This window comes from Dethiosulfatibacter aminovorans DSM 17477 (genome assembly GCF_900142005.1).
Classification (GTDB): domain Bacteria; phylum Bacillota; class Clostridia; order Tissierellales; family Dethiosulfatibacteraceae; genus Dethiosulfatibacter; species Dethiosulfatibacter aminovorans.
On record NZ_FQZL01000009.1, the window covers coordinates 1 to 13,953 of the forward strand.

Here is a 13,953-nt window from a genome sequence, read left to right on the forward strand (position 1 = left end):
TATAATGAACCCAAGAAACTAGACGACAAAATCCTCAAAATAAGTTAGAATAAAGCTATGAAAAAGAGAAGAAACTTTACCCCAGAACAGAAAACCAAGATTGTCCTCGAAGTATTGAGAGAGGAACAGACGCTTGTGGAGATTGCCGCTAAGTATGAAGTTCAACCAAATCAGTTAACTCGTTGGAAAACCGAATTTCTTAAGAATGCATCAAGAGCCTTCAGCAAGGATAAAGATGAGTCTGAAAAACTGCAGAAGGAGCATGAAAAAGAAGTTGATGAACTTCATAGACAACTTGGTCAATTGACGTGTGAGGTCAATTGGCTCAAAAAAAAATCTAAACAATTCGGTCTCCCGACAGAATCGCCAAAAAATGATAAGTAAACATCCTAAATTGACGATAACCAGGCAGTGTCAACTGCTTGATATCAATAGAAGCACACTCTACTACATACCTGCTGAAATAGACAGGTCTGAGGAGTATGCCATAAAATGGCTCATAGATGAGATCTATACCAGCCATCCTGAATACGGTTACAGAAGAATGACAGTTATACTCAATAGGGACTATGATGTTAAGATCAACCGTAAGCGCACTCGTAAGTATATGCGTGAGATGAACATCCACGGGCTATGTCCAGGACCAAACCTAAGCAAGAGAGGTCGTGCTAAATATCTGTACCCTTACCTGCTTCGAAAAATGAATATCACAAAGCCTAATCAGGTTTGGAGTATTGATATTACCTATTGCAGAATGCCAAAGGGCTTCATGTACCTTGCTGCTATCATTGATTGGCATTCAAAATATATTGTTGCTTATGAGCTGTCCAACACAATGGACAAGGGACTCATCACAAGAGTTGTAAACAAGGCCATAGCCACTCATGGCAAGCCTGACATTATTAATTCAGATCAAGGATCGCAGTTTACTTGTGATGCCTATATCAGCCTCCTGAAATCCAATGGTATCAAGATTTCAATGGATGGCAAGGGTAGAGCCCTTGACAACATCTGTATCGAGCGTTTCTGGCGAAGTTTGAAATGGGAAAAGCTCTACCTTGAAGAATATTCAAATGGCAGACAACTCAAAAGATTAATAGATGAATACATTCTACATTACAATACCAATAGACCACACCAGACATTTGATTACACAACACCGGCTAAAATTTACCACGGGATTCCATTCCTGAAAATTTCAGCATGATTAGGGCTTTGCCCTAAAACCCATCCTCGCCGGAAGGCAGGTGCCATGACTGGCACTGACAACAGGATATCTGCTTATGCAGTCAAGGGTATACAAGCTCGTACCTCGCCCTTGACAGCGGCTAGATTACTATAAATATCAATGAAAGGAGCACCTAACTTAAATTGATAAAACTTTTGTCTTGACAGTGGGGGGCGTTATATTACTATTACCTGTGTTAACAACTGCAACGGCGCATTATATTGTGAATCTTACAGGTATTGATACTCTGCCTTCTAATCTGTTTCCGGAGGATTTAGCAGTTCCAGTCATAGTCTTGATTATTCCATATTTTATTCTTATACTTGTTGCGGGCGGCGGACAGGAAGAATTTGGATGGCGTGGTTATGCTCAGGAACCATTACAGAATCGATTCGGAATTCTTCGCGGGAGTATTCTGTTGGGAACGGTTTGGGGTACGTGGCATCTGCCGCTCTGGTTCATGCCGGGTGAGGGTCACGCATATTATTCGTTCTTTGCTTTTTTGATATATACTGTGAGTATGTCTGTAATTATTGGATGGTTATATAATTTGAGTGGTAAAAAGTTGATCATTCCATGGATAACTCATGCAATTAGCAATGTATCAGTACCTTTCTTTCCGATGCTTCACATGGCAGACGTTCCACAACCCGGGTATTGGGTTTGGGTTTGGATTCATGTTTTTGTGGCTATAGGTATTACAATCTGGTTTATGAAAAAGAAGCCATGAACTAAATCCAGCAAAATTTTCTTGTAAATTGAAAAGAATTGAAATCAAAATCACTAAAAAATTCCCCCGGCATACTTGGGGGAATCGGCTTGTTGTTTGAAATTTGTTGTTTCCTAAAAATTAGGCGGCGTACTCACCCACAGTACGGTGGCGGGTTTCTTGCCGGGGTTTGAGATATAGTGGTTGTTCCTTGGCTTGAAGTAGAAACTTTCGCCTTTCTTCACCTTGTGTTTGTCCTCTCCGTAATGGAGATAGATGCTTCCGGACAGTACGTATCCGAATTCCTCTCCTTCGTGAGGATAGTCCGGTTTTGTTTCGGAAAAGCCTTCCAGTTCTACAAGTATAGGTTCCATCATGTTTTTCTGTGCATTTGGTATTATCCAGTTTATATTGTAGTGCTCATCGAATTCCTTCACAAATACATCTTCGTTTTTAAAGACGATTTTTTCTTCCACTGTATCGCTGAAGAAATTATTGATGTTGGTACCAAGTGATTCCAACAGATCCATCAGTGTTGCTATAGAAGGGGAAGTAAGGTCCCTTTCCAGCTGGGATATGTAGCCTTTTGTGAGTTCGCAGCGGTCCGCCAGCTCTTCCTGCGTCAATCCTCTTCTTATTCTGAGTGTTTTCAGTTTTTCTCCAATGTTCAAATGATCACCTCAAATTTTGCCCATGTTTACTAATATTAAACTTAACAGGCACAATCATTATACTTTTATAAGGGCTCCATGTCAATTAAATCATTGCATAGCTAAGTGGTATATTGTAAAATTAACCCATAAGCAATATTGCGGAGGCATAAAATGAAGATTGATATAGACAGAAGCAGCGGGGTTCCCTTTTATATACAGATAAAGAACCAGATAACCGGCAACATAAAAAAGGCATCTTGAAGGTGGGGGACAAGCTTCCTACGGAAAGACAGCTTGCAAATGAGCTGAATATAAGCAGGAACACGATTACCAATGCATACAAGCTCCTTGAACATGAGGGCGTTCTTGTTTCATACCAGGGAAGAGGTACATTTGTTGATGAAGCGGCCCACATATGGAAGAGGCACGCTGTTCAGGACAAGGTCCTGAAAATAATCGACCTTGCAATAGACGAGGCCCTTGGATCGGGACTTTCTGCAGAGGAATTCTTAGAACTTGTGCAGACTCGGATTGAGGAAAAGGAAAGCAAGATGAAGAGTGTCAATGCCATATTCATTGAGTGCAACATTGAACAGGCACAGGTTTTTTCTGACCAGCTCAATGAGGTGACGGACATGAATGTGTCGCCTGTCGTATTGTCCGAGCTTGAGAATCCAGATGATGAAATGAATAGGAAGTTGAGAAATACCCAGTTTGCAATTGTTACATACAAGCATCTCAAGGAAACAAAGGAGCTTTTGGGAAACTATAATATGGAAATAATGGGAGCTGCCATTAATCCGAGCATAGAATCGATAGTCAAGATGGCAAAATATCCGCCGGGAACAAAATATGGTCTGATAAGTCAGTCATATGAATTCATGAAGAAGGTGGAGGATGCACTGGAACTGTCCGGAATTGAAAATATTGAGATAATTCAGACTATTAGCACTGAAGAACAAGCTATAAAGGAAGTGGTGGACAAGGTTGATGTCGTAATCATCTCTCCTGGAAGAGGAAAAAAGGTGTCGGAAATTGTTGGGAAAAGCAAAGAGATAATAAACTTTTTATATTTCCTTGACCAAGAGTCCATCAAAATTATAAAATCGAGGCTCATGGAACTGAAATGATGTGGGCCAATTAGAAAAAGGCCTGAAATAAATGAAAGTTTTCAAAGGTTGCAATCAAAATTGCAGCCTTTTTTAGTGCCAATTTTAGGGAAGTGGACTCTTGGGGTGTTGATTGCAAAGGAACAAAGAAGGTTCTACCGTATATGAAGCAATAATGCAAAAGCTTGTAAATGCAGGAATGCAAGTCGATAAATCAATTTGTGAAATGCTATTGACCTTTGCAAAAAGGTATGCTATATTGACCTAAATGGACTAGTCCATGATACCAATCGGCATTGGATGGTGCCAATTAGATGGAAAGGAGAAAAATTATGGGTAAATCTATCGTTTTAGGAGTAATTGGAGCAGATTGTCACGCGGTGGGAAATAAAATACTGGATCATGCATTTTCAAAGGCTGGATTTGATGTTGTTAATATAGGTGTACTAAGTTCACAGGAGGACTTCATAAATGCAGCTATAGAAACTGATGCAAAGGCAATACTCGTTTCTTCATTGTATGGACACGGTGAGATCGACTGCAAGGGTCTAAAGGAAAAGTGTATAGAAGCAGGACTTGAAGATGTAATCCTGTATGTAGGAGGCAATCTTGTTGTCGGAAAGCAGGATTTTGATATTGTTGAGAAAAGATTCAAGGATATGGGATTTGACAGGGTCTATGCACCTGGAACTTCACCGGCGGAGTCCATTGCGAACCTTAAGAAAGACCTGGGCATCGGCATAGACACAATGGCGGTATAAAAGGACAGATTATTATGAAAGCTGTATTGTTGATTGACTTTGGAAGTACTTATACGAAGATGACGGCTGTAGACATTGATAATGATGAAATTATTGCAGTGGCTTCAAGTGAAACAACAGTGGATACAAATATAATGGAAGGCTACTATAAGGCCTTTGAAAAAATCGAGAAACAGACTGAAGATACGGAGATTGAGTATGTTGAAAAGCTTGCCTGCAGCAGTGCCGCAGGAGGTCTGAAGATGATATCCATTGGCCTTGTTCAGAACCTTACTTCAGAGGCTGCCAAGAGAGCTGCCCTTGGAGCGGGGTCAAAGGTGTACAAGACTTACAGTCACGAGCTTAGCTGCAGAGAAATAAAAGACATAGTAGAAGAAAAACCTGACATCATTCTTCTTGCCGGAGGAACTGACGGTGGAAACAAGAGTTGTATCGTTAAAAATGCAGAATTGCTGTCGGGAGAAATTGGTGACATTCCAATTGTATTATCAGGCAATAAGAATGCTGTAGACCATATAGAAAATGTATTTGATGAAAAGGGGATATACTACAAGATCACTGAGAATGTAATGCCCAGACTGAATGTTCTAAATGTAGAACCTGCAAGGGAAGCCATCAGGGATGTCTTCATGGAGAAAATCATTGACGCAAAGGGTCTTGGAGAAGCAGAGAAAGAGATCGACAATATAATGATGCCTACACCGACTGCCGTTTTGAAGGCAGTCAATTTATTAGCTGATGGAACCAATGAAGAGGAAGGTATAGGAGAGATTCTGGTTGTGGATATTGGAGGGGCCACTACTGATGTCCATTCCATATCAAAGGGATATCCGACGAAGTCCGGAGTTGTGTTCAAGGGACTTCAGGAGCCTTATGCAAAGAGAACCGTGGAAGGCGACCTTGGAATGAGGGAAAGTGCCATATCATTATACGAATCTGCAGGATTTGTGAAAATGAAGAAATTCATGGAAGGTGAATGCATAGACATAAAGAAAAGGTGCGAATATCTTTCGAGGAACAGAGGACTGATTCCACAGACCGAAGAGGATATGATTGTTGATGAAACTATTTGCACCACTGCTGTGGGAATGGCTATTGAAAGACATATAGGAGTCATGACGGCAGAATATACGCCAATGGGAGTCGTATATTCACAAGAAGGAAAAGACCTTACGGAAACGGGATATGTGCTCGGTACAGGAGGGGCAATAGTTAAAAGCAGGAATCCGGGAAAGATACTCAGGTCGGGACTTGAAAGTATAGGGGATCAGAAATATCTTAAGCCTGAGAAACCTGAATATTTGCTGGACAGGGACTATATACTGTCTGCAATGGGACTTCTTTCAGAAAGATATCCCAACAAGGCACTTAAGCTGCTGAAGAAACATATAGTTAATATTGGATAGAAACCAATGAGGAGATTATTAGGTATGAATTTGAAAAATAAGAGATTAAGCGATGATTTGTTTTACAAGATTAGAGAAGATGTCCTGACGCACTGGAGTACAGGCAAGGATGTGGACTTCCGGGAAGCTGTAGATTATATGAGCAGGGTGCCGGAAGAGAAGAACTTTTCTATTCAGCTCAAGAAGGCAAAGGACAACGGAATTACCTTGGTTCAGCCGAGAGCGGGAGTTGCACTTGTGGATGAGCACATTGAACTGCTTAACTATCTGCAGGACGAAGGTGGGGCGGATCTTCTGCCTTCAACTATAGACAGCTATACAAGACAGAACAGATACAATGAATGCCAGACGGGAATTGACGAGAGCATAAAGGAAAACAGATCCCTTCTTAATGGATTTCCTGTAGTTAATCATGGTGTGCACAACTGCAGAAAGGTTCTTGAAAATGTGAACAGACCAGTTCAGGCAAGACACGGTACGCCTGATGCAAGACTGTTGTCGGAGATCATTCACGCCGGTGGTTGGACATCAAACGAAGGTGGAGGAATCTCATACAACATTCCTTATGCAAAGAGTGTTTCGCTGGAAAAGACTATTTACGACTGGCAGTATTGCGACAGACTGGCAGGAATATATGAAGAAAATGGAATAAAGATTAACAGAGAGCCCTTTGGACCGCTTACAGGAACTCTGGTTCCTCCGAGCATATCAAATGCCGTAGCCATAATAGAAGGTCTGTTGGCTGCCGAACAGGGAGTAAAGAATCTAACTCTTGGCTACGGGCAGTGCGGCAGTCTTATACAGGATATAGCGGCAATAAAGGCGTTAACCCAGCAAGCTGAATCATATTTTGAGGAATATGGATATGATGTCGAGCTTTCAACTGTATTCCACCAGTGGATGGGAGGATTCCCGGAAGATGAATCAAAGGCATTTTCCGTAATAAGCTGGGGTTCGGTTGCAGCATCATTCGCAGGAGCTACGAAGGTTATCGTAAAGACTCCTCACGAGGCACTTGGTATACCTACAAAGGAAGCTAATGCCCAGGGTATCAAGGCTACAAAGCAGATAATCAACCTCACCAAATACCAAAGTATTCCAATATTCAGTGAACTGGACCAGGAAATCGAAATGATAAAAAGAGAAACCAAGTGCATAATCGACAAGGTATTCGAGGTTGGAATGGGGGATCTGGCACAGGGGGTTGTTAAAGCCTTTGAAACGGGAATAATGGACATACCTTTTGCACCAAGCAAGTTCAACCAAGGGAAGGTGCTTCCTGAAAGAGACAATTTCGGTGCAGTTAGGTATCTTGATTTTGGAAACATACCGGCAGACAAGGACGTTAAAGATTATCACAAAAAGCTTCTTGAGGAAAGAGGGGCTTATGAAAAGAGAAATGTTAGCTTTGACATGGTAATAGATGATATATTTGCAGTAAGCAAGGGAATATTGATAGGGAGACCGGAATAGACGGTAATTACAGGAGGTTAAAAGATGAAGATTATAGATGTGGTTTATACAAAGGGAAGAACGGGATTTTATTTTGACGATCAGAGGGCTATAAAGAATGGTGCGGGAAAGGACGGATTCTTGTACCAGGGAGAAGCTGTAACCGAAGGATTCTCGAGTGTGAGGCAGGCTGGAGAATGTGTATCCGTAATGATAGTACTTGAAGACGGACAGGTTGCCCACGGAGACTGTGCAGCGGTGCAGTATTCCGGAGCGGGCGGAAGGGACAATCTCTTTCTTGCAGATGAATTCATACCCGTGCTTGAGAAACATGTAACTCCAAAACTTGTTGGAAGGGAGCTTGAAAGCTTCAAGGATCTTGCAGAGGAATTTGACACCATGCAGATAGACGGCAGAAACATGCATACAGCCTTGAGGTATGGAGTTACTCAGGCTATACTCGACGGAGTGTCAAAGGCAAAGAGAAAGACAATGGCTCAGGTGATCAAGGAAGAATATGATACAAATGTTGAGTTCAAGAGAATACCGATATTTACACAATCGGGCGACGACAGATATTCAAACACCGATAAGATGATCATCAAGGGAGCCGATGTAATTCCCCACGGTCTAATAAACAATGTTGAAGAAAAGCTTGGCAACGATGGAGAAAAGCTTGTCGAATATGTCGGATGGCTTAGGGACAGGGTTGAAAAATACAATACAGACAAATCCAAGGAGATTGTGTTCCACATAGATGTTTACGGTACAATAGGTTTAGCTTTCGACAACGACCTTGAAAGGATTTCTGAATATTTCAGGGAGCTGGAGGTTGAAGCCAAGCCTCACAAGCTGAGAATAGAAGGTCCTATAGATATCGAAAACAGGGAAAAGCAGGTTGAGATACTTAAAAACTTGAAGGCGATGCTCGCAGACAAGAATATCAATGTTGAAATAGTGGCGGATGAATGGTGCAATACATTTGAAGACATCAAGCTCTTCGTTGATGAAGATGCGGCAGACATGGTTCAAATCAAGACTCCGGATCTTGGTGGAATAAACAATATAATTGAAGCAATCCTTTACTGCAAGAGGAATGACGTAGGAGCCTACTGTGGAGGAACATGCAATGAGACGGACAGGTCTGCGCAGATATGCACCAATATTGCAGTGGCCTGTGGAGCTGACCAGTGCCTTGCAAAGCCGGGCATGGGCGTTGACGAAGGATTTATGATAGTATACAATGAGATGAACAGGATTATTGCATTATCAAAATTAAACAGGTGATAATATGGAAATATTAAAACCGGCAAAAGCCGGTACTCTTGAATCAAGCGATATATATATTACGATATATCCAAATGAAAGTGAAGGAATAAATATCAAGCTTGAAAGCATAGTCATGAAGCAGTTCGGCAGCCAGATAAAAAGGGTCATAACAAAGACCCTGGAAGAAATGGGCGTGGAAAATGCAGATGTAATTGCCGTAGACAAGGGAGCACTTGATTGTACAATACAGGCAAGGGTTGAAGCTGCAGCCATTCGTTCGTCAAAATAGGCTGTTTTAAATCCGTCCACAGGGACAGGATATCATGATGCAGGAGGCAATGGATTGAATAAATTAAGAAGAACTATGTTGTTCATTCCCGGAGACAATCCGGGAATGATTCAAAATGCCGATGTTTTCGGTGCGGACAGCGTCATCATAGACCTGGAGGATGCGGTTGGAGCTACAGAGAAGGATTCTTCACGGCTTCTCGTGAGGAATGCACTTCTGAATTTGGATTTGGGTGCTGTGGAAACAGTAGTGAGAATAAATGGCATGGATACGGTCGAGGGTGCCCAGGATATTGATGCTTTACTTGTTGCAAAGCCTGATGGCATAATGGTGCCAAAGGCAACGGCGGAATATATAAGAGCTGTAGACGAAATGGTAAAGGATACTGAAATCATTCTCTTCCCAATAATAGAAGGAGCCTATAGCCTGGAAACAGTAGCGGACATAATAAAGGCTTCCGACAGAATAAAGGGAGTTCTTTTTGGAGCAGAGGATTTCACTGCAGACATGGGAATCAAGAGGACAAAGGAAGGGAGCGAGATCTTTTACGCAAGGAACAGGATTGCAGCGGTATGCAAGGCTTTCGGAGTGGATGCCATAGATACGCCCTTTACTGACACCAACGATGAGGAAGGTCTTGAAAAGGACACCCTTGTGGGAAAGTCTCTTGGAATGACCGGAAAGGCAGCCATAAATCCACGTCAGATTGAAATAATAAATGGAGTATATTCACCTACGGTGGAAGAAATAAACGAGGCAATGAGAATCATCAATGCTGCTGAGAAGGCTGCAAGGGAAGGAAAGGGAGTCATATCCCTGGACGGCAAAATGATTGATGCACCTATAATATCAAGAGCTGAGAAGGTTGTAGAGATTGCAAAACAGGCAGATCTTATCTAGGGGTGATAATGTGAAGAACAGTATAGGAAGAGAAATTCCTCAATATATAGAAAACTACGGGACGCCGAAACTTTACGATGGTCCCTTCGGAAATATTGCAGAAGCTACAAGAAGACAGCCTGTATTCACATGCGTGAAGCCCGGTGAAAACAAGGTTGTTGAATCCTTAAGGGATGCCATTGTAAAATGCGGGTTGAAGGATGGGATGACAGTATCCTTCCATCATCATTTGAGAAATGGAGACAAGGTGCTTAATCTCGTCATGGAAGAAATTGCCAATCATGGAATAAAAAACCTGAGAGTTGCAGCGAGCTCAATATTTCCTGTTCACAGTCCGCTCGTGAAGCTGATCGAGGATGGAATTGTTTCAGGAATCTGTGCAAACTACATGTCAGGGCCTGTTGCAGATGCAGTGTCTGAAGGAAAGCTCAAGTATCCTGCGATTATGCACACCCATGGTGGAAGAGCAAGAGCCATAGAATCAGGAGACCTCCATATAGATGTAGCTTTCATAGCATCTCCCGCGGCGGACTGCTATGGGAACATCAACGGAGTTGAAGGGCCTTCTGCCTGCGGTACTTTGGGATATGCAGTTCCCGATGCAATGTATGCAGACAAGACTGTGGCAATTACCGACAATATGGTTGAATATCCGGCCTGTCCCATTGACATCAGCCAGGAGTATGTTGATTATATAGTAAAGGTGGATTCCATAGGTGATCCAAAGGGAATAGTATCCGGAACGACGCAGGTTACGAAGAATCCTATTGATCTAAAAATTGCGAAGATGACTGCGGAGATAATTGAAAATTCAGGTCTCTTGAAGGACGGATTTTCCTTCCAGACAGGAGCGGGAGGCACATCCCTGGCAGTTGCAGCCTTTGTGAAGGAAAAAATGAAAAATCAGAACATCAAGGGAAGCTTTGCAGCAGGCGGTATAACCAGATTTTTGGTTGAAATGCTTGAAGAAGGTTTATTCAAATCACTTTTTGATGTCCAGTGTTTCGACATGTATTCAATAGAATCCTACGGCAGGAACATGAAGCACCAGGCAATGTCTGCATCCATGTACGGCAATCCGCACAACAAGGGTGCAGTGGTCAACAACCTTGATGTAATGATACTTGGTGCAACGGAGGTTGACACCGACTTCAATGTAAATGTAACAACAAGCTCAAACGGCAATATAATGGGCGGTTCCGGCGGTCACAGCGACACTGCTGCAGGATCCAAGCTTGCAATTGTGGTTACGAAGCTCATAAAGGGAAGGTTGCCAATAATCGTGGATAGTGTGACTACTGTTACAACTCCGGGAGAAACTGTAGATATAATAGTTACTGAAAGAGGTGTTGCAGTAAATCCAAGAAGAGCGGATCTTCTTGAAAAGCTCTCGGACACCAAGCTGCCAATATACACAATAGGGGAACTTAAGGAGATGGCCGAAAATATTTCAGGAGTTCCCGATAGGCTTGAATTCGAGGATGAAATAGTAGGTGTCGTTGAATATAGGGACGGCACGGTAATAGATGTAATAAGAAAGGTTATCGACTAGAGGGATGTGATGTCATGTATGATGTTTACATTGAAGAATTTGATTTAAGAAACAGACAGGAGATAGAAGAATTTCTATCTCCCTTTGAGATTGAGCTTGAAAAGGATGTGGAGCATACCCTTGTAGCAAAATCTGAAGGGAAAATCGTAGGAACATGTTCGTCGGCAGGGAACATCATAAAAAGCGTAGCGGTGAGATGTACCTGTGGAAATACGGGTGTGGGATCCAAATTGGTGACACATATGATGAACCATCTTTTTGACAGGGGAATATATGATGTTTTTGTATTTACAAAAAAGGCCAATACGGACATATTCAGGGAGCTGGGCTTCACGGAAATAGTATCTTCTGAAAAGGTTGTTCTCATGGAAAACGGAAGAAGAGGAATAGATGACTATGTGAAGGGTATGCTTGAAAAAAGTGGACTTGGAAATGGCAGGAAAGCTTCTATTGTAATGAACTGCAATCCAATAACCAAGGGACATCTCCATCTTATAAAAACAGCTTCAGAAGAAAACGAGGAAGTCGTAGTATTCATAGTCGAGGAAGACAAGTCCCTTTTTTCCTTTGAAACAAGGCTAGACCTTGTTAGAAAATGTACAAGGGGGTTTGGGAATGTACACGTTATACCCGGAGGGAAGTATATCATATCCTCAAATACCTTCCCGTCATATTTCCTGAGGGAGGATGAAAAATCATCCCAGTATATGGAGATAGACCTTAAGATATTTGGAAAGTACATAGGATCTGTCTTCAACATCCAAAAGAGATATGTAGGTACCGAGCCCTACTGCGATATGACGGGCAGCTACAATGAAGGAATGAAGAAAATTCTCCCTGGATACGGTATTGAAGTTGTAGAGGTTGAAAGGCATGAATTGGATGGCAAGGCAGTCAGTGCATCAATGGTCAGGCAAAAAATCAGGGAAGACAAAATTGAAGATGTAAAAGCCATTGTCTGCAAGGATGTGTATGAATACCTTTTTTCAAAGGAAGGGAAAGCAACCATAGACCGGATAAAGGGAAGTGACTCTCTCCACTAGTTGCAACAGCTCTTGACATATCATGTTTTGCGGGTATAATAGTATATATGAATTAAATGCTTTGAAAGAGATTAGTAATTCCGTGGAATGTTGAAGAGAGTCCTCGTCGGTGGGAGAGGATACTGGAAACTGAATGAATGGACTCTGGAGCTTTCATCCTGAATCAAGTAGGGATGGACGTCGGGTGCGTTAAACCTTTGAGTGGGTTTCAACCAATGAGAGTGGTACCGCGGATTATATTCGTCTCTATGTTTATGCATGGAGGCGTTTTTTATAGCCCTAAAGCTATTATTGCATTTTAAAGAAACATACATAAATGAAAACTATTAAATCAATATACATGGAGGAAAACATGACTGAAAGGAAAAGAATTTTTAGCGGAATACAACCGTCAGGATCACTGACTTTAGGCAACTACCTGGGAGCTATAAAAAACTGGGTTGGTTTGCAGGATGAATATGATTCGGTTTACTGCATAGTGGACATGCATGCCATAACAGTGCCAAAAGAGCCAAAGGACTTGAGAAGGAATACACTGGAGGTGCTGGCAAACTATGTGGCATCGGGGCTTGATCCCGAAAAAAGCACGCTTTTCATCCAGTCCCATGTACCTGCTCATGCCGAACTGGCATGGGTGCTGAATTGCTTCTCATACTTCGGAGAGCTTGGAAGGATGACACAGTTCAAGGACAAGTCAAAAAAGAATGTAGGAAACATTACTGCAGGTCTATTTGATTATCCTGTGCTCATGGCTGCGGACATACTTCTCTATCAGGCGGACCTTGTACCGGTGGGAGAGGACCAGAGGCAGCATCTTGAGCTTAGTCGCGACATAGCTCAGAGATTCAACAACAGATTCAGCCCTACCTTCGTAGTGCCGGAACCTTATATATCAAAGGTTGGAGCAAAGATAATGAGTCTTCAGGATCCCACAAGCAAGATGTCCAAATCGGATGACAATGTCAACTCTTACATACTTCTAAGCGATTCTCCTGATGACATCATGAGGAAATTCAAAAGAGCCGTCACTGATTCTTCAGGAATAGTAAGATATTCAGAAGAACAACCTGGAATCATGAACATGCTTGGAATGTACTCAAAGATAACGGGAGAATCCATGGATGCCATTGTAAGCAAGTATGAAGGAAAGGGCTATGCAGACTTCAAGAAGGACACCGCAGAGGTTGTAATCGAAGAGTTGAGGCCAATAAGGGAAGAAGCTGAAAAACTTCTGGGAGACAAGGCGTATCTCCAGTCGGTATACCAGAAGGGTGCCGAGAAGGCGGAAGCGGTAGCGAAGAAAACACTGAGGAAGGTATATAAGAAGGTTGGATTTATTCCGAGATACTAGAGGATTGGCTGACTGACAAAAGAGAATAATGAAAAGTAATTGCCACCTGTTGGATTGTTGATGTCTGGCAGGTGGTTTTGTATTGGGAAGATTCTTGCGTGAAAATAGAAAGATAAATTTATAACGAAATATGCAGGGAAATAGGCGGGAAAGTCGTTTCCCTGTATTTTATTAAGTCAATATGAAATATGCATAATGATTTCAGGGGGCAAACGATTGACTTTTCAACAA

Annotated in this window: 13 protein-coding genes and 1 other annotated feature; of the genes, 12 read left to right on the forward strand and 1 reads right to left on the reverse strand. The window is 42.1% G+C overall.

The features are described from left to right. The first annotated feature begins 57 nt into the window (after nt 1-57). Both BUB05_RS07235 and BUB05_RS07240 read left to right on the forward strand, forming a co-directional pair. A protein-coding gene (locus BUB05_RS07235; RefSeq protein ID WP_094762778.1) for an IS3 family transposase occupies nt 58-1,207 on the forward strand; the annotation gives its coding sequence in 2 pieces (ribosomal slippage) (nt 58-327 and nt 329-1,207; 1,149 coding nt in all). Between the two features lie 244 nt (nt 1,208-1,451). Beyond that, on the forward strand, nt 1,452-1,958 hold the full coding sequence (locus BUB05_RS07240; RefSeq protein ID WP_245819787.1) for a CPBP family intramembrane glutamic endopeptidase: 507 nt from the start codon (nt 1,452-1,454) through the stop codon (nt 1,956-1,958). Nucleotides 1,959-2,071: 113 nt separating this feature from the next. Here the strand turns inward: BUB05_RS07240 and BUB05_RS07245 are convergent, their stop codons facing one another. Then, nucleotides 2,072-2,608, reverse strand: a complete 537-nt coding sequence (locus tag BUB05_RS07245; RefSeq protein ID WP_073048935.1) for a helix-turn-helix domain-containing protein — start codon at nt 2,606-2,608, stop codon at nt 2,072-2,074. Between the two features lie 245 nt (nt 2,609-2,853). On the opposite strand from BUB05_RS07245, the gene BUB05_RS07250 reads away from it, so the two are divergent. The 10 genes from BUB05_RS07250 to trpS all read left to right on the forward strand — a co-directional run bounded on the left by BUB05_RS07250 (nt 2,854) and on the right by trpS (nt 13,722). Next, nucleotides 2,854-3,720, forward strand: a complete 867-nt coding sequence (locus tag BUB05_RS07250; protein ID WP_245819798.1) for a GntR family transcriptional regulator — start codon at nt 2,854-2,856, stop codon at nt 3,718-3,720. Nucleotides 3,721-4,031: 311 nt separating this feature from the next. Then, nucleotides 4,032-4,460 (forward strand): methylaspartate mutase subunit S, encoded by a 429-nt coding sequence (gene glmS / locus BUB05_RS07255; RefSeq protein WP_073048936.1) that lies wholly within the window; start codon nt 4,032-4,034, stop codon nt 4,458-4,460. Nucleotides 4,461-4,474: 14 nt separating this feature from the next. Then, on the forward strand, nt 4,475-5,866 hold the full coding sequence (gene glmL, locus BUB05_RS07260) for a methylaspartate mutase accessory protein GlmL (protein ID WP_073048937.1): 1,392 nt from the start codon (nt 4,475-4,477) through the stop codon (nt 5,864-5,866). A 24-nt stretch (nt 5,867-5,890) separates the two neighbouring features. Next, nucleotides 5,891-7,339 carry a methylaspartate mutase subunit E gene (locus BUB05_RS07265; RefSeq protein WP_073048938.1) on the forward strand — a complete coding sequence of 483 codons (1,449 nt, stop codon included), beginning with the start codon at nt 5,891-5,893 and terminating at the stop codon, nt 7,337-7,339. Nucleotides 7,340-7,363: 24 nt separating this feature from the next. Further along, nucleotides 7,364-8,605, forward strand: a complete 1,242-nt coding sequence (locus BUB05_RS07270; protein WP_073048939.1) for a methylaspartate ammonia-lyase — start codon at nt 7,364-7,366, stop codon at nt 8,603-8,605. Between the two features lie 4 nt (nt 8,606-8,609). Further along, the gene (citD, locus tag BUB05_RS07275) at nt 8,610-8,876 is read left to right on the forward strand and encodes a citrate lyase acyl carrier protein (protein WP_073048940.1); all 267 of its coding nucleotides are present in this window, start codon (nt 8,610-8,612) and stop codon (nt 8,874-8,876) included. A gap of 54 nt (nt 8,877-8,930) precedes the next feature. Further along, entirely contained in the window at nt 8,931-9,776 is an 846-nt protein-coding gene (locus BUB05_RS07280; protein WP_073048941.1) for an HpcH/HpaI aldolase/citrate lyase family protein, read from the forward strand. A gap of 10 nt (nt 9,777-9,786) precedes the next feature. Further along, the gene (citF, locus tag BUB05_RS07285) at nt 9,787-11,328 is read left to right on the forward strand and encodes a citrate lyase subunit alpha (protein ID WP_073048942.1); all 1,542 of its coding nucleotides are present in this window, start codon (nt 9,787-9,789) and stop codon (nt 11,326-11,328) included. A 14-nt stretch (nt 11,329-11,342) separates the two neighbouring features. Next, nucleotides 11,343-12,371 (forward strand): [citrate (pro-3S)-lyase] ligase, encoded by a 1,029-nt coding sequence (gene citC, locus BUB05_RS07290; protein WP_073048943.1) that lies wholly within the window; start codon nt 11,343-11,345, stop codon nt 12,369-12,371. Between the two features lie 52 nt (nt 12,372-12,423). Then, nucleotides 12,424-12,622: a binding site (T-box leader), on the forward strand. Between the two features lie 89 nt (nt 12,623-12,711). Then, nucleotides 12,712-13,722: a tryptophan--tRNA ligase gene (gene trpS, locus BUB05_RS07295; protein WP_073049095.1), complete on the forward strand. Its 1,011-nt coding sequence runs from the start codon at nt 12,712-12,714 to the stop codon at nt 13,720-13,722. Nucleotides 13,723-13,953: the final 231 nt, after the last annotated feature.

What these genes read in the sequence shown, in the direction of transcription:
- glmS (WP_073048936.1), top strand. Translation starts at nt 4,032, where the DNA reads ATGGGTAAATCTATCGTTTTAGGAGTAATTGGAGCAGATTGTCACGCG.
- glmL (WP_073048937.1), top strand. Translation starts at nt 4,475, where the DNA reads ATGAAAGCTGTATTGTTGATTGACTTTGGAAGTACTTATACGAAGATG.
- BUB05_RS07265 (WP_073048938.1), top strand. Translation starts at nt 5,891, where the DNA reads ATGAATTTGAAAAATAAGAGATTAAGCGATGATTTGTTTTACAAGATT.
- BUB05_RS07270 (WP_073048939.1), top strand. Translation starts at nt 7,364, where the DNA reads ATGAAGATTATAGATGTGGTTTATACAAAGGGAAGAACGGGATTTTAT.
- citD (WP_073048940.1), top strand. Translation starts at nt 8,610, where the DNA reads ATGGAAATATTAAAACCGGCAAAAGCCGGTACTCTTGAATCAAGCGAT.
- citC (WP_073048943.1), top strand. Translation starts at nt 11,343, where the DNA reads ATGTATGATGTTTACATTGAAGAATTTGATTTAAGAAACAGACAGGAG.
- trpS (WP_073049095.1), top strand. Translation starts at nt 12,712, where the DNA reads ATGGAGGAAAACATGACTGAAAGGAAAAGAATTTTTAGCGGAATACAA.